This window comes from Brevibacillus laterosporus, from assembly GCF_030489605.1.
Lineage (GTDB): Bacteria > Bacillota > Bacilli > Brevibacillales > Brevibacillaceae > Brevibacillus_B > Brevibacillus_B laterosporus_E.
Map to the genome: position 1 here is coordinate 1 of NZ_JAUKFY010000028.1, position 21,465 is coordinate 21,465.

Annotated in this window: 7 protein-coding genes and 1 pseudogene; 7 read left to right on the forward strand and 1 reads right to left on the reverse strand. The window is 39.9% G+C overall.

All coding sequences use genetic code 11. From position 1 onward, the window contains the following. From QZ995_RS21085 to QZ995_RS21105, 5 genes are all read left to right on the forward strand, one after another. A partial coding sequence (locus QZ995_RS21085; RefSeq protein WP_301811382.1) for a hypothetical protein occupies nt 1-532 on the forward strand: 532 nt, incomplete at its 5' end. A gap of 224 nt (nt 533-756) precedes the next feature. After that, a complete protein-coding gene (locus tag QZ995_RS21090) occupies nt 757-1,809 on the forward strand; it encodes a serine hydrolase domain-containing protein (RefSeq protein WP_301811385.1) in 1,053 nt (350 codons plus the stop codon). 486 nt (nt 1,810-2,295) lie between these two features. After that, nucleotides 2,296-2,457, forward strand: coding sequence for a hypothetical protein (locus QZ995_RS21095; RefSeq protein WP_301811388.1), 162 nt, complete (start codon nt 2,296-2,298; stop codon nt 2,455-2,457). 154 nt (nt 2,458-2,611) lie between these two features. Then, nucleotides 2,612-3,667, forward strand: a complete 1,056-nt coding sequence (locus tag QZ995_RS21100) for a Cfr family 23S rRNA (adenine(2503)-C(8))-methyltransferase (protein WP_301811415.1) — start codon at nt 2,612-2,614, stop codon at nt 3,665-3,667. A 487-nt stretch (nt 3,668-4,154) separates the two neighbouring features. Continuing rightward, nucleotides 4,155-5,633, forward strand: coding sequence for an Lsa family ABC-F type ribosomal protection protein (locus QZ995_RS21105; RefSeq protein WP_301811418.1), 1,479 nt, complete (start codon nt 4,155-4,157; stop codon nt 5,631-5,633). A 356-nt stretch (nt 5,634-5,989) separates the two neighbouring features. On the opposite strand, the gene QZ995_RS21110 is transcribed toward QZ995_RS21105, so the two are convergent. Further along, on the reverse strand, nt 5,990-6,862 hold the full coding sequence (locus QZ995_RS21110; RefSeq protein WP_301811421.1) for an AraC family transcriptional regulator: 873 nt from the start codon (nt 6,860-6,862) through the stop codon (nt 5,990-5,992). 1,068 nt (nt 6,863-7,930) lie between these two features. Here QZ995_RS21110 and QZ995_RS21115 point away from each other — a divergent pair. Both QZ995_RS21115 and QZ995_RS21120 read left to right on the forward strand, forming a co-directional pair. Beyond that, nucleotides 7,931-8,326: pseudogene (locus QZ995_RS21115) on the forward strand (PEP-utilizing enzyme); the annotation flags it as partial. Between the two features lie 753 nt (nt 8,327-9,079). Then, nucleotides 9,080-21,451 (forward strand): non-ribosomal peptide synthetase, encoded by a 12,372-nt coding sequence (locus QZ995_RS21120; RefSeq protein WP_301811425.1) that lies wholly within the window; start codon nt 9,080-9,082, stop codon nt 21,449-21,451. The last annotated feature ends 14 nt before the right edge of the window (nt 21,452-21,465 follow it).

The following is a 21,465-nucleotide window of genomic DNA, read 5'->3' on the forward strand; positions in this document are numbered from 1 at the left end:
GTCAGGTAAAAAAGTAGTAGAGACGGAGAAGAATACCTACGATCCAACGACACGCCAGCTCCTTACACAGCAAAACAACGATACAAAGATTTCCTATACGTATGACGGCTTTTTACGTCCGACTTCCATGACCACATTTGGACGTACGTACGAACAAAGATACGAGGATGAAGATGACACCCCGGACTCGATTGTGTATCCAGATGGAACTGCAACACATACCCCTATGATGAGCTGGGACGCATCTTATCCGTTAAACATCCAGGAATGGGCAAAATCACCTATGAGTACAATACATCCACAACAGGGGATACCGTGCATGTCCAGTATCCAAACGGTACCAAAATCGAGAAAGGCTTCAACTCATTTGGTCAGACAACAGACGTGCAGCATTTCCAAGCCAACACCAAAGCATGGACAGAGCAAAATCAATTTAACGGCTTTGGAAATCTTATTGAAACAAGCTCTTAGAACTGTTAACGGCGGAAATATAGTAATAATTGTCCTATTATTATTAATTTTGGATAATTAATTAGAGTTCTTTACTTTTATTAACCGTTAAAAATAAAACGGCACTGTTTCATCTGTATTGATCTCCTATAAGTTAATTGTAAGAACTTAACCAAGATGTGTCCATAAAACCAAACTAACTCCAGTGATTTGTAATAGTTCCTTTGGCATGTTATGTTTTAAAAATAGTACTTAATTGTATTTATTTAGTACAAGATTTTAAAAGTTGAGAAGAGGTGTTTTAATATGATTAATACATTCGATCAAGCGAAACATTCAAAAATTATTCAATTATTCGAAAAAATATCTGCAAATGAGCCTGGTTGTGCTTATATCGCAAGATTTGATAGTGGAGTAACGTATAAAGGCGCAATTGGATTAGATTCAATAGAGAAAAATCTACCAATAACAACAAAAACAATTTTTAACCTTGGATCTGTCTCTAAACAATTCACAGCATTTGCAATTTTATTACTGGAGCAGGAAGGGAAATTGAATTTAGATGACTCAATTTTGAAATATGTTCCTTCTATAGGTGAGTATGCTAGACCTGTGACAATTAGACACTTAATCCATCATACAGGCGGGCTTGTTGATTATATGGATCTAGCGGAAGAGAAAGAAATTTTAGAAACTGATAAACTAACTGTTAAGGAATCATTAGAACATCTTGAAAATCACCAAATAGCTAATTTCGCTGCAGGAACAAAGTTTGAATACAGTAACACAGGATATTTTTTATTATCTCTTATAGTAGAAAAAGCAAGTGGACAGAGTCTGCGTGAGTTTGCAAAGGAACGCATTTTTGAACCTTTAAATATGAAAGATACATCAATTGTAGATGCTTATCCTACAAATTTATCAATTGCTCGTGGTTACACGAAAAACGAGCAAGGAACGTATGAAATCTTTGAGAGCCCTTGGGAACATACAGGTGATGGGGCCGTACATTCAAATGTTGAAGACATGATTAAGTGGGGAGAAAACTTCAATTCAGGTAAAGTTGGAGGTAAAGAGCTTGTTAAAAGAATCGAGGAAGTCGGCCCAAAAATAACGCCAACTGGTGACAAAATTATCGACAATAGAGACTATGCTTTTGGCGTATTTTATGGTCAATCATTCGACTTTCACTATTTAGAACACGGCGGACTGTGGGCAGGCTATCAGTCGCAATTCTTACGCTTTCCAAAAGAAAAACTCACAATTGTAGTATTAAGCAATTATGAAGATTTTGAAACTTATAAGTATGCACATAAAATGGCAGAAATCCTTCTAGGAAAAAGCATGAAAGAAGTATAGCCGAGGCTTAAACCTCGGTTTTTTTTGCTTCGGAAGCAAAAATATAGTAACAACGCTTGCCTGGGGGTTCTTACTGGCCTTATAAAAAGAGTTAGACGAGATACGCGGTTCCGTAAACCTATAGACAAAGTGGTATATTTGCCTCAACAGTATGGAGGACATTGGTCTATGTTTTGGCAAACAAGCACTATTGATAGGATAAAAAATCATATGATGAATGCAGTCAAAAATGCGCTAAAGGAGGAAAGAGTATAATTGAGGATTAACAATTTTTCAGATTCAATTATTGGCTTGATAGCTTTTGTTTCAGTAATAGTATATTTTACTATTTAAAATAAAGTTTGATTAAACTCTATTTTTGCAGAGTTTTTTTCTTTAACTATATAGGCAGATCGGTTTTACAATAATTCCTAAATTACACTTTACATATACTCACTTTTATGTTAGATTACTCGATAATAAATTTGACAATGGGAGGTGCAAGCAATGTTAACTGTTTTTAGAATTCTGTTTGGTAAAAATGTAAAAATTGGTAATAATTTAGCAGACAAAGGGAGTAGTCTGTCCTTTTTTATGCTATACAACCATACAAAAACAGTTATCGGAGCTTTGCCTCTATGGCAAATAAATTACAAAGCAATGACTTAGAGTCCTTGTTATTTATTTGTGCATATTTTATTTAAAGTTCAGCACCGATAATTCTATTGGTGCTTTTTTTGCGTTTATTTTTAACTTAAGGGATAGACAACTCCTTTCTATTTACTCCTATAAAACTAGAGGGTCTTATGAAAGGATGAGAAAGATGCAATTAAAACTAAACAATAAGTATAGAAGAATAAAAGAATTCTTAAGGGAACATAATTACCCTAGTTTTAGAATGAAGCAAATATTGAATGCCATTTTTAAAGAAAGAATAAATAAATTCAACGAAATTAATGTACTTCCAAAATCGTTAAGAAAAATTTTAGTTAAGGAATTTGGAGAGTCTATTTTAGATGTTGTTCCTTTAAAGGAACAACATTCTGAGCAAGTCACTAAAGTCTTATTTGAAATTTCAGGAAATGAAAAAATAGAAACGGTAAATATGAAATATAAAGCTGGGTGGGAATCATTTTGTATATCTTCTCAGTGCGGATGTAATTTTGGATGTAAATTTTGTGCAACAGGTGACATTGGATTAAAAAGAAATTTGACCTCAGATGAAATAACTGACCAAATCCTCCATTTTTACTTACAAGGTCACTCAATTGATAGTATTTCTTTTATGGGGATGGGAGAAGCGTTAGCCAATGTACAAGTTTTTGATGCCTTAGATGTACTCACTGATCCTACGCTATTTGCTTTAAGCCCTCGTAGGATATCTATTTCAACTATTGGCATTATACCAAGTATAAAAAAAATGACTCTGAATTATCCGCAAGTCAATTTGACTTTTTCGTTGCATTCTCCTTTTAATGAACAACGAAGTAAGCTGATGCCGATTAATGATAGGTATCCATTATTAGATGTAATGGATACATTAGATGAGCATATACGAATAACATCAAGAAAAGTATATATTGCTTATATTATGTTACCTGGTGTGAATGATTCTATTGACCATGCTAAAGAAGTAGTAAGTCTATTAAAAGGTCGATATAAAGAAGGACGTTTATATCATGTAAATTTAATCAGATATAACCCAACCGTCAGTTCTGCTTTAAGATTCGGAGAAGTTGATGAAGGTCATGTTGTTAATTTTTACAAAAAATTAAAATCATCAGCTATTAATGTGACCATTAGAAGTCAATTTGGAATTGATATAGATGCTGCTTGTGGTCAATTATATGGAAATTATCAAATGAGCAACAAGCAGTAATTTGAGGGAATATGATGTTGAATTGTATTCCGCAAAAAAATTTGTTAATATAAAAATACAATTATGAGAGGACTGATGGATGGACAATGATTAACTAATCTATATTTTTATTTGAAATGAATAACTTCAAACTACAAAATATAGGGTTAGTCTGTCCATTTTTATAGATCAGTTTACACTTTAATTGCCATGATTCCAAAGGCAAAAAGAACTTATGTAATATAAGTGAAAGACTAATCCTTCCAATTACAAATTGGGAGGATTTTTTATTCTCTCATAGTTAAAATTGATATTTTTTAATCTGTAACTTTGATCTAATAAATAAAGGAGAGAGAGAAATGAGCAATTCAGACACTATTGTTACGCATGTAATACTCCGTATAAGTCGTTAATATCCATCAAACTTATACGGAGAAATTTAGAATAGATGGATGTGCCGACTTTGTATAAAAAGTAAAAAGTGTTGATATACAAAGGAGGAATTATCATGTCAATGATACAAGTTCAAGACTTAACTTTTTCTTATCCAGGTAGCTTTGACAATATTTTTGAAGGTGTAAACTTTCAAATAGATACGGATTGGAAACTTGGATTTATCGGTAGAAATGGACGAGGTAAAACAACATTCTTTAATTTATTATTAGGGAATTATGAGTATAGTGGGAAAATTATTTCTTCGGTAGAATTTAATTATTTTCCTTATCCAGTTTCGGATAAAAACAAGTATACTCATGAAATCTTTGAAGAAATTTGCCCTCAAGCAGAAGATTGGGAATTTCTTCGTGAAATATCCTATCTAAATGTTGATGCTGAGGTCATGTACCGACCATTTAAAACGTTATCAAATGGAGAACAAACAAAGGTGTTGCTTGCTGCACTTTTTTTGACTGAGGGTCAATTTCTATTAATTGATGAGCCAACGAATCATCTAGACACTGATGCACGAAAGATGGTCTCTGATTATCTAAGGAAGAAAAAAGGATTTATTTTAATTTCACATGACAGAATCTTTTTAGATGGATGCGTTGATCATATCTTATCTATAAATAAGGCAAATATTGAAGTTCAAAGTGGTAACTATTCTTCTTGGAAGTTAAACTTTGATAGACAGCAGAAACATGAAGAGGCAACAAATCAGCGTCTACAAAAAGACATAGGTAGATTAAAACAGTCTTCAAAGCGTTCAGCAGGTTGGTCTAATCAAGTGGAAGCTTCCAAAAATGGGACAACCAATTCGGGTTCTAAGTTGGACAAGGGTTTTGTAGGACATAAAGCGGCAAAGATGATGAAGAGAGCAAAGAACCTTGAATCAAGGCAACAAAAAGCTATTGAGGAAAAGTCAAAACTGCTAAAAAATGTGGAAAAAACTGAGTCATTAAAATTAGAACCATTGGAATTTCAGTCAAATGAATTGATTGTTTTGGCTGATGTGTCTGTTAAGTACGATGACCAAATAGTGAATAAGCCAATTAGCTTTAAAGTTGAACAAGGTGACCGAATTGTACTTGATGGAAAGAATGGAAGCGGAAAAAGTAGTATCCTAAAACTAATTCTAGGAAATCCAATACAGCATACAGGCTCAATAAATTTAGGTTCAGGCCTCATTATTTCCTATGTCCAACAAGGTACTTCTCATTTGAAGGGACTGTTATCGGACTTTATTGAAGAGCATGGTATTGATGAAACGTTATTTAAATCCATCCTACATAAGATGGATTTTGACCGAATTCAATTTGAGAAAGATATATCTCATTATTCTGGTGGACAAAAGAAAAAGCTGCTTATAGCCAAAAGTTTATGTGAAAAAGCTCATTTATATATTTGGGATGAACCGTTAAATTTTATTGATATTTATTCACGCATTCAGATTGAAGAGCTTATTCAAAGATTTAATCCGACAATGGTTATTGTTGAGCATGATCAGGCATTTCAACAAACAGTTGCCACAAAAACTATATCTATGTAGTTAAATATGAAGAATTGAAGATATAATCAGTAAATCAGGTTATTAAACTATATGGTGCTTTAGTTGAAGCACGTAGCTAAAATGAACAAACTTTTTTATAAAACGAAACATAAATCTGTTATAGAAGAGTCCATTTTGATCAATCTTTTTTCAAAATGGATTCTTTTATTTATCGTAAAATACTGGTTTATGAGGTGTTTTCGAACAGACTTTATTTTAAACAACTGCAGGCGAAGGAAATTTCAATACTAAAAAGCCCAATTTCTCTGTATTAAAATAGAGAAATTGGGTTCTTTTTCATTACTCCATAAAGCGCCGATTCTGGAATACTGCGCTGACTTTCTAATTGATGATAATTACTTTTTTAAAATCGGAATCCATATTTCGCTTTTGAAAGTTGGTGAGGTTACATCTTTATTCTCATTCCACAGGATTTCTGGGCCTTCTATTTGTTCATAATTTGAGGATGGAAACCATTCGGAATAAATGCGTCCCCATACATCTTGCAGCGTATTTGGAAATGGCCCGATTGCTTCAAATACAGCCCATGATAAAGCAGGAACTTCAAGTTGTGTTAGGTTATCAGGACACGCTTTAGTTGTTGCTACACCAATATAGTGATCAAGCTCGCCTTTTTCCTCCATCCTGCCTTCAGAAAAGTTTGTGGATGCGCTAAGAAGTCCCATAGGCTCGACATTAGAAAGTTTTTTAAGTTTATTTATCGTTTCACCATCTAAATTTCCCCACATAGAGGCAATTTCCGGATTAACACCGTTGAAAATAATAGGAACTCTTTTCTTAATACCAACGATGCGAAATGCCTCTTTTTCTTCGATTCGATAGTTCATTTCACTTCCTCCTTTTATTGATAACTGGAAGGTCATTCGTGGGTAAGCTTTAAGTGAATGGCAATTATTTCTGGCTTCTGACGGTGTTATGCCATGCAAGTTTTGAAAAGCTCGTGAAAAAGAATCTGGTGAGTTGTACCTGTATTTTATTGCAATATCAATGACCTTTACGCTGCTATCTTTAAGATCAAATGCTGCAAGAGTAAGCCGTCTGCGACGGATGTATTCCGATAGTGAAATGCCTGCAAGGAAGGAAAACATCCTTTTAAAATGATATTCGGAGCAGAAAGCCACCCTTGCTACTTCTTTAAAGTCAATATCATTAGTAAGATTTTCTTCAATATACTTTAATGCTCCATTCATGTTTTTAAGCAAATCCATTTATATGACCTCCGTTATCAAAAGAATAACAGGATTTAAATGTATCCATCCGACTTTTCGTGCACAATTATGTAGGGTTAGCTAATAAGTAATAAACCGTGTTATTCAGCAAAATGGCCCTTTAAAGCAATAAAAACGAACCATTTTTTCCCTTCTGAAAGCTTTCGATATAAAGCCGACCTTAAAACATTCGTAATTTCACAAATTTGCTTTAAGGTCATTTTGCCGAATGCCGTTACTTGTGGTATTGCACAAGGAGCTAATGATCCACGAGTGAAAAAAGAGGAGTCTGAACAATTGTAGCAGAATTAGAGGAGAAAGGGCTTGATTAAGAATACTTAATTTTTTCCTGGCGAAGGTCATGTAATTTCAAAAGTTGAAAATAAGATGAAGTTATACGCAGCAATTGAAAAATTTTGGCTAAACATGTAGGAAGGCGTATAGAGTCCTTTTGATAACCACGAATCAATAGATAACGGTTTTACGAATAAATCCATGTTAACAACAAGCCTTTGGATATTACAATACAATAATTAGTTCAAACTAATAGATATCGGGTGTGTCGAAATTATTTTTTAAGTGGGAGTATCTTGCATATAAATTTAGCGTTGGGGGAGAAGTTCAACTAATTCTCCCGGTGCAATTATCACTATTCATTTCTATTCGGGGTGCATTACAAGATACCTGATAGCGTTCTTCCCGTATTGTCCTATTTAGATTGCAAATCTGAACATTAAGGATTCTCTCGGAATTAATTATGACGAACAAGTATTTATTTGTATCTGATTAGCTATAAAACAGAGTATAAAAAAACAGACGAGATGGTTTAATCCTCTCGTCTGTTTTTTGGGACAAGGGCGATAATCTGAGAAGTGTCGCCCTGTATGCATTATACTGGTTCCTTTTGAATTACTTCTATTTATTCATTTATGGACTTCTTTAAAAAGTTTATTACTGTATTTTTCTGTTTACCCTTAAAATATATTAATCTATATCATTAACGAGACAAAAGCTTTGAAATAAGAACAAGAGTTATGAGATCGATTGAAGCAATTACCTGGCGGTAAACGAAAAGACGAGTACAAATTATATGAAAAACTAACTCCCCCACGTGTTATCACGTCTGATGGTGAAATCATTGCGGAGAGTATAAACGTGAAAATCTCCCAGCTCCAAGCTATTGTAGGTCTACCTGTTTCTTCCTGAGTGATAGATGGGTGAGCACGTGTCATCTTAAACATGGAAGATGCTGATCTAGAAGATGGAGATATATGAGTTACCTCATTTGCTGACCCTAGCTGGACACCATTGTTTGTATCCAGAAAAGGCCTCGTCACCAAAGTTGGTGGACTGATGACCAATAAAGCAGTAATCGCACGTGAATATGGCTTGCCAGCAGTTGTCGGGGTAGAAAATGCTACCAAACTGCCAGCCAAACGCATTGTTACCACTTATTCAAGGGGAAATCGAAGCCGGCAATCCTTAGCATTACAGGATTTCGGCGTTTTTTTTTTTCGTCAATTAGGGTTTAGCGTACAAAGCTTAGTTATTTAAATGAGCGTGATAATATCCCTAGAAATAGAAAGCTCTGTTCATTGTTACATGTATTCAATGTATTCTTGTGGGAACATCAAAAATAGCAGTCCAAAACTGGAAATACAGTCTTGCTTGCATTTTTTTGATTCATCTAACGTCTCTGGTTACTGCAATAGCATTCGTTACCTCGTCTTTATTTAGACCACGCTGATGCAACGGCAAAAACACATGCTTTGCCAGTTCAGACAGTTGTGTGCGTTTTAGTACGAGAGCGTGATCACCCCTTATCGTATAGCCTGTGAGGTTAATGCCATCTATTTTTACACAGAGAAGCAGGTACTGCGAGGGTAGGCTTTTCGAAAAGATTTTGTAGAAATGGATCGCCAAGCTTAGTAATAAATAGCGTCAGATAGGGACCGTTTTCTAAGCTAGGGAACCGATTTTTTGTCAGGGAAAGGAAAGCAAATAGTTTTTGCGGGTTTATGAGGTTTTCGTGGTTTCGACATATTTTAACAAGAGTTTTATGGATATTTTTAGAATTAAATAGAAAATAATAGAAAAAAATAGAAAAATATGATTATAATATATTTGGTGATTAAATTCATTTGCTGCTTTTTTAATTGTGTTAATTTTTTACAAAGGAGAAATGAGGTACCAACGTGATATGGGGAGGAACAGAATATGAACAAAGAGACTGAAAGGGTAATTTCTGAGACGTATTCACTAACACATCCGCAGAAAAGAATCTGGTATACCGAACAGCTATATTCCAATTCAAGCATTTCCAATCTTGCAGGTTTTATTAGAGTGAAGGGAAACATCGATTATTCCTTATTAATCAAGGCTATTCATTTCGTGACAGAAAATAATAGTGATTTTCAAATTCGGCTAATTCAGAATGATGACGAGGAACCGAAGCAGTATTTTGCCGAGCCGGAACCTATCGAGATTCCGCTTTTTGATATTCACGATTTTGAAGACTTCGACAGATGGGCAAACCACGAGTCTCAAATCTCCTTCGAACAAATTCAGTCTAGATTATATGCATTTTCAATCATTCGTGTAAATAATAAGGAAACACTTATTTTTGGCAGGTTTCACCATATCATGATTGATGGCGTGTCCCTTGATTTTCTGGCAAGACAAATCTTTGAAGCCTACGCAAACCTGATGGACCATGAGCATCAGCCTCAAAAAAAAGCTCCATCATATGTAAGCTTCATTGGAAATGAACAAGAATATTTATCTTCCCCTCGATTCGAGAAAGACTGCACCTTTTGGCATCAAAAATTTTCCACCTTACCTGAATTTATAAGCCTCAAGGATTATAATTCATACCAAACAGGTACGAAAGCTCAACGAAAAACGATTCAGGTCCCTAAAGAATTAACTTGTAAGATAAATGAATTTTGTGATAATTACACCGCGAATATCTTCTCCATATTTCTTGCCACACTGTATGTCTATGTGTATAAAATGACTGGCCAACGCGATATTGCGATCGGGACTGTATATGCCAATCGCACCACAAAAGAAGAAAAAGAGATGCTTGGCATGTTTGTCAGCACGTTTCCACTTCGTACCTACCTAGACCCACATATAGATTTTGTCACTTTTCTCCAGCATGTGAATAAAGAAAAAGCTTCGATTCTTCGACATCAAAAATACCCGTATGATTTACTCATTCAGCATTTGAGAAAAAATAACCCACAGACTGACAGATTATTTGGCATTTGTATAGAATATCGACCGCTTAAATGGGACGAGATCGGTGGTGTCACGTATCAAACGGAAAGCCTTTCGCACGGTCACGAAATTAACGATGTAAACATTCACATTGTAGAAGAAATGAATACAGATAAGCTTAAGCTCTATCTTGATTACCGTACTGAATTGTTTACAGAACAAGAGATTGACAGCATGATTAATGGATTATTGAACATTTTACAGCAAGTAATGATGAACCCCTCGCAACCGCTCTCCGAGATCGAACTGCTTTCAGAAGAAGAAAAACATCAGGTGCTATTTACATTCAATGATACGAATGCAGAATATCCCATGGATAAAACGATTTCCATGCTTTTTGAAGAGCAAGCGGAAAAAACACCGAACCATATTGCTGTCGTGTGGGAAGATCGTCAGTTCACGTACAGGGAACTTAATGAACGGGCAAATCAATTGGCCAGAACGCTTCTTGCTAAAGGAGTAAGGCGAGAACAGCTAATCGGCATCATGGCGGACCGTTCATTAGATATGATTGTAGGTATACTTGGCATTTTGAAAGCTGGAGGCGCTTATGTACCAATTGATCCGGATTATCCGAATGAACGTATTCAGTTTTTGTTGGAAGACAGCCAAGTGGATGTCCTGCTGCTTCAGCGTCAGTTTCTATTCGAGCCGCCTTTTCAGGGGAGAATGCTGTATCTAGATGACGAAGAGTTATATACGGGGGATGCATCCAATCCGATCAGTATTGCACAACCTCGGGATGTAGCCTATGTCATTTACACTTCCGGTACGACAGGGAAACCAAAAGGTGTTTTGATTGAGCATAAAAATGTGGTTAGGCTCTTGTTTAACAGCAAGTCATTGTTTGATTTCAACGAGGCGGATGTCTGGACACTCTTTCACTCGTTTTGCTTTGATTTTTCTGTCTGGGAAATGTATGGGGCTCTTTTATACGGCGGTAAATTAGTTATTATTCCAAAGGCGGCTGCTCAAGATCCCGCTGTATTTTGGGAAGTGATTCGACGTGAACGGGTGACGGTGCTGAATCAGACCCCATCGGCATTCTATTCGCTGGTTCAGGAGGAATTAAGCAGAGTCAAATCAGATATCAGACTGCGGAAAGTAATTTTCGGCGGTGAAGCTTTACTTCCAACGCGGTTGAAGCAATGGAAAGAAAAATATCCCCAAGTCATGTTTATCAACATGTATGGCATTACGGAAACGACTGTACATGTTACATATAAGGAAATTCATCAAGCTGACATGGATTATACGACCAGCAATATAGGAAAGCCTATTCCCACATTGTCCTGCTATATTCTTGACGAGCAGTGCCGACCCGTTCCCATTGGGGTTGTTGGGGAACTGTACGTGTCAGGTGAAGGAGTGGCTAGGGGGTATTTAAATCGGCCTGAATTGACAGCAGAACGATTTATTGAAAATCCGTTTCTTCCAGGAAAGCGGATGTATAAGACGGGTGATTTGGCGAAGTGGCTCCCAAACGGGGACATGGAGTACGGAGGACGGAAGGATCAACAGGTTAAAATCAGAGGTCATCGGATCGAGCTGGGAGAGATTGAATCGAAGCTTCTGGAAATGGAAAAGATTCAGGACGCGGCAGTTATTTCTCGGCCGGATCGCTGTGGTCAATTCACGCTTTACGCTTATGTTGTGTTGAAGGACGGCTTTACAATTAAACAAACAAGAGAGGCATTGATACAGGCTTTGCCAAGCTTTATGATACCGGCTTATTTCGTATCACTGGAGTGCATTCCGCTAACCTCGAATGGTAAAGTGAATCGCCAAGCGCTTCCTGAACCGGATGGAGATAATCATAGCGGTGTTGAGTATACAGCTCCGCGTAATCCGATTGAAGAAGCCTTGTCATCTGTTTGGCAAGAAATATTAGGCGTGAATCGGATCGGAATTGCGGATAATTTCTTTCAATTGGGAGGAGATTCCATTAAAGCTCTCCAGGTATGCTCCCATATGAGGAAGCTTGGCTATGAGCTGTCGGTTAAAAGCTTACTTCAGCATCCTTCTATCGCCGAAGTCTCTTCGTTTGTGCGGAAATTCCGTCAAATGATTGATCAGGGTCCAGTTGAGGGCGAAGTGAATTTTACACCTATTCAAATGGAGCTATTCCAGGAGCAGGAGGGTGATGGATTACACCATTACAATCAATCTGTTTTGTTGTATCGCCGAAACGGCTTTGATCCTTCATTGGTATGCCGTGCTTTCGAGCGTTTGACGGAGCACCACGATGCATTGCGCATACAAGTGTCCCGGTCAAATGAAGGGAGCTGGGTTCAGTATAACAGGGGCCTTGAAGGGCAGAAGGTGCATGTGCACGTGGTGGATATGACGCGGGAAACCGACATCGCTGCGCGCATTGCTGAAGAGGAGCTACATATTCAGCGGAGCATGAATCTCACGACATGTCCGATACTTGTAAAGCTTGGAATATTTTGCACAGCTATGGGGGATCATCTGCTGATTGCTATTCACCACCTAGTGGTAGATGGCGTGTCATGGCGGATTCTGCTGGAGGATTTCTCAGACCTATATCGTCAACTGGAAGCGAACGAAGAAATGAAGCTTCCAGCGAAGACGACGTCTTATCGAGAGTATGCCAGTCAGCTCCAAAGCTTTGCAGGCAGCAAGAAGCTGATCAAGGAGCTTGCTTATTGGAAAGAAATCGAGTCGCTCTCAATTGTTCCCCTGCCAAAAGATGGTGAAGCTCTTCGTCGCAAGCAAGCAGATGAGCGTTTGCTTTCATTGGCCCTATCTGAAGAAGAGACAGAGCTACTGCTGAAAGAAACTCATCGGGCGTATCATACGGAAATCAATGATATTTTGTTAACTGCTCTTGGCCTAGCTGTACAGAAATGGACGGGACAAGAACAAGTATTGATTAGCCTTGAAGGCCATGGCAGAGAAGAGATATTGCCGGGAGTGGACATCAGCAGAACGGTTGGCTGGTTCACATCAATCTATCCGGTCCTGCTCGATTTACGTACTCCTGACCAGACTCATCTGAGCTCCAACTTGCTCGGCTACCAGATCAAGCGCATCAAAGATGGATTGCGGCGGATACCTAATAAAGGCAAAGGTTACGGGATTGCCAAATATATGATGCCAAAAGAGCATAAGCAAGCTATTGCTTTTCAAGCTCAACCCGATATTCGGTTTAATTATTTAGGGCAGTTTGACAATGACATACAACGAGACGTCTTTCAACGATCCATGTACCAGTCTCAGTACATGGTAAGTGGAGAAGCTCTTCGTGCGGTTGCTTTGGATATTAATGCGATGGTTGTGGGCGGCTCATTGACATTGACTGTAGGCTATCACCGCGAGGAATACAAAGAAGCGACAGTTGTTCAATTCCTTGAGGGCTTTTTGCAGTATATCCGCGACATCATCTTGCATTGCACCGGTCTCACGGAAACAGAAAAAACAGCCAGCGACTTTAGTAGCCATACCTTGACCACAGACGAGTGGGATGTTCTCTCAGAGAGATTGAAGGCGGAGGGAAGCATAGAGGAAATCGAGGATATCTATCCATTGTCATACATGCAGGAGGGTATGCTGTTTCACTATTTGAAGGAGGAAGGGACAACGGCTTATTTTGAGCAGGCTACATTTGAGCTAGCCGGTGATCTTCATATTCCTGCTTTTGAGCAAAGCGTGAATGAATTATTGGATCGATATGATGTGCTCAGAACGGTGTTTATCTACGAGGAGCTGGCCCAACCACAGCAGGTGGTATGGAAGCAACGAAGATTGACTGTACATGCTAAAGACCTGTCAGACATGGAAGAAAATCAGCAAACAGCCTATATAGACGCGTTTAAAGAAAATGATCGCAAGCGCGGATTTGATATTCAATGCGACCTGCTCCTTCGCATTTCTATCTTCAAAGTCAAAGAGAATCGCTACACATTGATCTGGAGCTTTCACCATTTAATTATGGACGGCTGGTGTCTCGGCATTATTTTTACCGATGTTTTTCACAGTTATCATGCTCTGCAGCAAGGAAAGACGATTCGTTTGGACAAAGCTATGTCCTACAGGAAGTACATTGAGTGGCTTTACGAAAATGACAGAGAAGAAGCATTGTCTTATTGGCGCAACTATTTGGACAATTATACTCAACAGACAACGATTCCGAGAACAGGAGAACGCAGAGATCATGGAGCCTATCATCATGAGGAATTAAGCCTAACTTTGGATGAGACATTGACAGAGCGTCTGCAACAGCTAGCTCAAGCCAATCAAGTGACCGTAAATACCGTATTTCAAGCGATTTGGGCCGTATTACTTCGTCAGTATAATCGTACGGATGATGTTGTGTTTGGCACTGTCGTCTCAGGACGCTCTGCTGAAATTCCTGGAATAGAGAAAATGGTAGGCTTATTTATTAACACAATTCCTGTACGGGTACGATTTGGACAGATGTCATTTCGAGAGCTGCTTCAGCAAATACAGCAACGTGCGCTAGAGACTGAGCCTTTCACCTATTGCCCTTTATATGAGGTTCAAGCACAGTCGGAGTTACGACAACATTTATTCGATCACCTGCTAGTATTTGAAAATTATCCGATTGAGCAAGGAATGAAAGCACTGAGCGGGTCGGAAAAGCAAGGGCTGCAGATCGAGGGGATCGATTTTTCCGAGCACAATAACTATGATTTTACAGTTACGGTTATTCCGGGCAAAGAAATAAAAATCATCTATAGCTATAACGCCCATGTTCTTGAAAGAAAGCGGGTTGAGAGTATAGCAGGGCATTTGAAGCAAGTGCTGGCAGGAGTAACGATGAATCCTGATTGCCTGCTGGAAGAGGCCGAGATTTTAACTGAACAAGAAAAAATGCATCTGCTTGAAGAATGTAACGATACAAAGACAGATTATCCGCGGGAGAAAACGATTCATCAGATTTTTGAAGAACAAGCTAGAAGCCATCCAGATAAGATTGCAGTGGCTAATGGCGATTCGTCTCTGACATATCGCGAATTAAATGAAAAGGCTAATCAGTTGGCAAGAGTCCTAAGAGCAAAGGGTGTAGAGGCAGATCAGTTGATTGGAATCCTTTGTGAACGGTCAATCGAGATGATCGTAGGGATTTTGGGAGTGTTAAAAGCTGGAGGTGCTTATGTACCGATTGATCCCGACTATCCGCAGGAGCGCATCCGTTTCATTTTGTCCGATAGTGCTTGTCACATTTTGCTGACCCAAAGCCACCTAGTGGCTGAGACGGAGTTTTTTGGAGAACAAATTTTACTTGATTGTCCCGATTATGCACAAGCAGAACCTACTGATCTGGCGCCAATTAATACTCCGAACGATTTAGCTTACGTCATCTATACTTCTGGAACTACAGGGACGCCTAAAGGAGTACTGATCGAGCATCGCAATGTAGTAAGGCTGTTATATAACGACAAATCACCTTTTGATTTCGACTCAAATGACATATGGACATTATTTCATTCGTATTGCTTCGATTTTTCGGTGTGGGAAATGTACGGGGCTTTGCTTTACGGTGGCAAGCTCGTCATCGTTCCAAAGGAAGTGACCCAAGACCCGCACCTGTTCGTCCGTTTATTAGAAGAGCAAGGCGTTACAATTCTTAATCAGACACCAACTGCGTTCTATCAAGTGATGCATGAGGAAATGCAGACAGAAAATACGGGGCTAAGCTTGCGCATGGTTATTTTTGGCGGAGAGGCTTTGGCACCGGCCAAGCTGAAGTCTTTTAAAGAAAAATACAGGCATATCAAACTAATAAATATGTACGGTATTACGGAAACCACTGTTCATGTTACGTACAAAGACATCTCGGACGAGGAAATAAAACAAAATAGCAGCGATATCGGGAAGCCTATTCCAACTTTGACGGCCTATGTGCTGGATCCTCGTAATAAGCTAGTGCCTGTAGGTGTTCCAGGGGAACTGCATGTAGGCGGAGACGGGCTGGCACGAGGATATCTCAATCGAGTGGAATTGACCTCCGAGAAATTTATTCAAAATCCGTACGTTCCAAAACAAAGGCTGTATAAAAGCGGAGACCTTGTCCGTCGATTGCCGAACGGAAACCTTGAGTATTTGGGGCGGATAGACCATCAGGTTAAGATCAGGGGGCATCGGATTGAGTTAGGTGAAATTGAACGAAAGCTTTTAGAGCATCCCGCTATCAAAGAAGCAGCCGTTTTAGCCAGAGAGGGAGACGGTGGACATAAATCGCTGTGCGCCTATTTTACTGCAGATCCTAAATTAGTCGTTTCAGAAGTGAAAGTCTACCTTGCGAAACAATTGCCGAGCTTTATGTTGCCAGCCTATTTTATCCTTTTGGAAAATATGCCGTTGACCTCTAACGGAAAAGTAGATCGCAAAGCATTACCGCAGCAGACTGACAGCTTACGTGACAAGCAAAGCTATCAGGCGCCACGCAATGAACTGGAACGGCAGCTCGCAGAGATTTGGCAAGATATGCTTGGTGTTGAGCAGATTGGTATCCACGATAACTTTTTCGATTTAGGCGGGGATTCTATTAGGGCTATTGGACTTGTTAATAAAATGAATCGTCACTGCCGCATTCATGTACAAATCAAACAGATGTATTTGTATCCTACTATCAGGATGCTTGTGGAGCACATTCAAAGCCAGACAGCAGACGATCAGTACGAAAAACTGTATAGAGCTGCCATTGATGCAATTGAGGCGGGTAAAGCTCGTTTGCAGGAAGATGTTCGATTCGTAGAGCACTTGACTAATGTGGAAGATTTACACCCGATGAGCGAGATATCGAAAGGTATGATTTATCACGGTTTACAAACACCAGAAGCTGCCCTTTACCATGATCAGATTGTCTATCGTTTTAAGGACGGCTCCTACGAACACGATGTAATGCTGAAGACTGTGAAGTTATTGGTTGAGAAGCACAGTATTCTCAGATCAAGCTTCCATATTCATAACTTTCCAGAGCCCGTTCAGCTGATCCATCAACAGGTTGCGATGGAAGTGAATTTCTTCGAGCTCACCGATAAAACTGCGGAGGAAAGAGAGCGATTCATTGCTGATCATCTGGCTAAGGATCGTCAGAACCCATTTGCAACAGATGTCCATAAGCCGCTTTGGAGACTGCATGTTTATACACTGGATGAACAATGCGTTTTATTGGTTTGGATATTTCATCATGCGATTATGGACGGCTGGAGTGTAGCATCGCTGATGACGGAAATAACTTCTGTATACCACAGTCTAAAAGAACGCAAGCCATTGGAAATAGAACCGCTGAAAAGCAGCTATAAAGATTTTGTAATCGAGCAGCTTGCTATAAAAAATAATCCTGCTAGTAAGCGTTTTTGGCAGGAGGAGTTAGCTTATTATAAGCGGTGGGAGCTTCCTGGCATAAAAGGTTCAGGTGAGGAGACTGAAAACGCAACACACAATGTGATCACCCAATCACTGGATTCAAGTCTCGTTACCTATTTAAAACGGACAGCTCAACAGCTTGACACGACACTTAAAACCGTATGTTTTACAGCTTTTCTCTCCATGCTTCGTACGTATGCCTTCGAGGAGGAGGTTGTGGCTGGTCTAGTCGAAAATGCTCGGCCGGTGTGTGAGGACGGAGAAAAAATCCTGGGATGTTTTCTTACTACAGTTCCTTTCCGCATCAAGTTTGAGCAAAACATCACTTGGGCGGAGTTGATCCGTAACGTTCATCGTAAGCATGTCGAGCTGAAAGAGTACGGAAGACTTCCATTGCTGGATATTTGTAGGGCGACTGGAGAGAATGCATACGGGAAAAATCCGTTCTTCGATGTCATGTTTAACTATGTTGATTTTCATGTATTTAACAATATTGCTGAAAATGCGATAGAAGTTAACAATATTTTATTCGAAATGGAAAACAGTTATGAGAGAACGAACATGCTGCTTGATTTCTCTGTATCGACCACCTTGGGGCATAATCTGATCAAGATCGGCTCTGTTCTGCCGCAGGGGATTGTCCAGCAGATGATGCAAACGTTCCTTCGCATTTTGGAATTGATGGTCGCCGATGTGAACGGTAGCGTGGATAAAATGGACATCATTCTGCCTGAGGAAAAGGAGACTTTATTGTCCACATTCAATCAAGCCCCGGTGTGCTTGCCGACAGAGGAGCCTATCCATAGACTGCTGGAACAAGCGGCAGAACAAACACCTGACCGAATTGCCTTAGAGTATCAGGATCGCCAGATGACATTCCAGGATGTGAATCAACGTGCCAATCAGCTGGCTCATCACCTATGCAAAAGAGGAGTCACAGCTAATCAACTCGTTGGGATCATAACTGAGCGATCCTTTGATATGATAGTTGGAATTTTAGCAGTCTTAAAAGCAGGGGGGGCTTATGTTCCGATTGATCCTGATTTTCCTGTGGATCGGATCGAATACATCCTCAGAGATAGTCAGGCGAATGTTTTACTTGCACATTCAGGTCTAGTGACTGAAGTGTCATTTACCGGAGAAGTTGTATTTATTGATCAGGAGGAGAGTTATGAGGCTAGTAAGGATAACCTGGGAATAATCCCTGAGATGAACGATCTTGCCTATGTTATATATACGTCCGGCTCTACAGGTCTTCCTAAAGGTGTGACGATTGAACATGCCAATTTAATTCACATCTTACAGGCCCATGAATATTTGTATCCATTAGAAGCCAACGATGCGTTCCTATTAAAAACGAACTACACGTTTGATGTGTCGATCATAGAAATTTTCGGCTGGATCGTAGGGCGTGGTCGTTTGGTCATTTTGGAACCGGGAGCGGAGAAGGAACCGGTTCTCATTATGCAGGCAATCGAGCGACATCACGTTACGCATATCAATTTTGTTCCATCCATGTTGAACTGGTTTGTTTATAACGGGGGACAAATTAATGCCATTCGACAGCTAAAATATATATTTGCTGCCGGAGAGGCTCTAGCTTCCGAGCTTGCCAACAAGATTCGCGAGGCACTGCCAGATGTTCGATTGGAAAATCTCTATGGACCAACGGAAGCTAGCGTATATGCGACTAGTTATTCTGTTCAAGACTACATGGATAAATTTGTACCTATTGGAAAGCCGTTACCTGATGTGCAGATATTCATTTTAAGCAGAATGAATCAGCTTCAGCCCTTGGGTGTTGTTGGAGAGTTGTGCATTGCTGGATCGGGTGTTGCGAGAGGGTATTTGAACCGGCCAGATGTAACGGCAGAAAAGTTTGTTGGTAACAGAATTACTGGAAAAGGAACTTTGTACAAAACAGGCGATTTGGCGCGTTGGCTCCCGGACGGAAATATCGAGTATTTGGGTCGCCTTGACCATCAGGTAAAGATTCGCGGTTATCGAATTGAACTAGGCGAGATTGAAGCTGGACTTCTGCAAGCGGCCGCCGCGCGAGAAGCAGCAGTGATCGCGCGTGAAAATGCGTATGGGCAACAGGAACTCTGCGCTTATGTGGTAACCGAAGAGGAGCTGTCTGTATCGAAGGTGCGAAAAGCGCTGTCTGCATTTATGCCAAGCTATATGATTCCTTCGCATATTATACAGCTTGATCGCATGCCAGTAACCTCAAGTGGAAAACTGGATCGAAACGCATTGCCAGAGCCAAAAAGCTGTCAAACTGCAAGAGGTGAGTATGTTGCAGCTAGCAGCGAAACGGAGAAGCTACTGGTGGGCATTTGGCAGGATGTCTTGGAGGTACCGCAAATTGGCATCCATGATCATTTCTTCGAGCTGGGCGGAGATTCGATCAAAGCGTTACAAATATCATCAAGATTGTATCAGCAAGGATTCAGTATTACTGTCAAAGACCTGTTCCAGTATCCAACAATCGGTGAGTTGTCTCCTTATGTTGGCAGCATCAGGCCGTCTATTGATCAAGGATTGGTAGAGGGTGAAGTGGCACTGACGCCGATTCAACGGACATTTTTAGAACAACAAGAGAAGCGCGGTCTCCCTAGTCAATCTGTCGTACTGTACCGCAGGAATGGATTTGAGGAAAAAGCTGTGCAAGAAGTGTTTGAGCGTATGCTAGCCCATCATGATGCTCTTCGTATGGTATATAGCCAACAAGCGGGTGACTGGATACAGCATAATCGGGGAGCAGAAGAGCAAAGGTTTAGCTTGGAGATTGTTGATGTTAGTCACGAAGCAGACATTGCGGCTAAAGTCGAAGAAAGCTTGATGAACATTCAGCAAGCTATGGATGTAGAGAGAGGGCCGTTGGTCAAGCTCACATTGTACCGGTCTGCTAGTGGCGATTACTTGCGGATAGCGATCCATCCTTTGGTTATTGATATTGATTCATGGAAAATTGTACTGGAGGACTTTGCAACTGGGTACAGCCAGTGGGTAGCTGGAGAGGCTATCGGCTTTCCATTGAAAACGACGTCATACCTTGACTACTCAACGCGGCTTTCTGAATATGCAAACAAACCACGGTTGCTAATGGAACAGCAATTTTGGCGTGGTATCGAAGACATTCAAATCGCGGAGCTGCCAAAGGACATTGAGGCGCCAAATCATAAGAATCGAGACAAGCTTACGATGAGTGTCAGGTTAACGGAGCTGGAAACGAATCAACTGCTTCATGAGGCACATGAGGCGTACAGTACGGATACGAAGGACCTGTTACTAACAGCATTAGGATTATCCGTACAGCAATGGACGGGGGAAAAGCAAACGCGGGTGAATCTGGCAGGAAACGGACGCGAGGAGGAGATATTGGGAGAAATCGACCTGTCGCGTACCGTAGGAGCTTTTACTTCCGTGTATCCGGTGGTACTGGATATGGCTGTGCCGAACGGATTGGCAAATGAGGATGAGCTTAGTTTTCAAATTAAATCGATCAAGGACAGTCTCAGACGAATTCCTGACAAAGGCATTAGCTATGGAGCTTTACGATATTTGAAATCAGAGGACAAAAAGGAGACAGCAGCTTGCTTGAACCCTGAAATCACACTTCACTTTTTAGGCCAATTTGACTTGGAATCAGCCAGTGAGATATTCGAGATTAGCTCTGTGAATACGAAAGGGTACATGGAGTCTGCGCTCGTCATTACAGCGTTCGTTGTAAAAGGAGCTATGACGTTAGAGGTTGACTACCATAGGCAACTGTTTAACAAAGATACAATAGAGCAGTTTATGGCAAGCTTCCAGCAACAATTGCGGTTCATTATTGCCCATTGCGTCTCACGGGAAAAAGAGCAAACCTTAACAGATTTTAGCGACGAGGATTTAACACTGGATGAATTAAAGGATATTTCTGGATTTTTATCAACTTTATAGAACCTATAATAGAG

Coding starts and splice junctions, on each gene's coding strand:
- QZ995_RS21090 (WP_301811385.1), top strand. CDS start 757: ATGATTAATACATTCGATCAAGCGAAACATTCAAAAATTATTCAATTA.
- QZ995_RS21095 (WP_301811388.1), top strand. CDS start 2,296: ATGTTAACTGTTTTTAGAATTCTGTTTGGTAAAAATGTAAAAATTGGT.
- QZ995_RS21100 (WP_301811415.1), top strand. CDS start 2,612: ATGCAATTAAAACTAAACAATAAGTATAGAAGAATAAAAGAATTCTTA.
- QZ995_RS21105 (WP_301811418.1), top strand. CDS start 4,155: ATGTCAATGATACAAGTTCAAGACTTAACTTTTTCTTATCCAGGTAGC.
- QZ995_RS21110 (WP_301811421.1), bottom strand. CDS start 6,862: ATGGATTTGCTTAAAAACATGAATGGAGCATTAAAGTATATTGAAGAA.
- QZ995_RS21120 (WP_301811425.1), top strand. CDS start 9,080: ATGAACAAAGAGACTGAAAGGGTAATTTCTGAGACGTATTCACTAACA.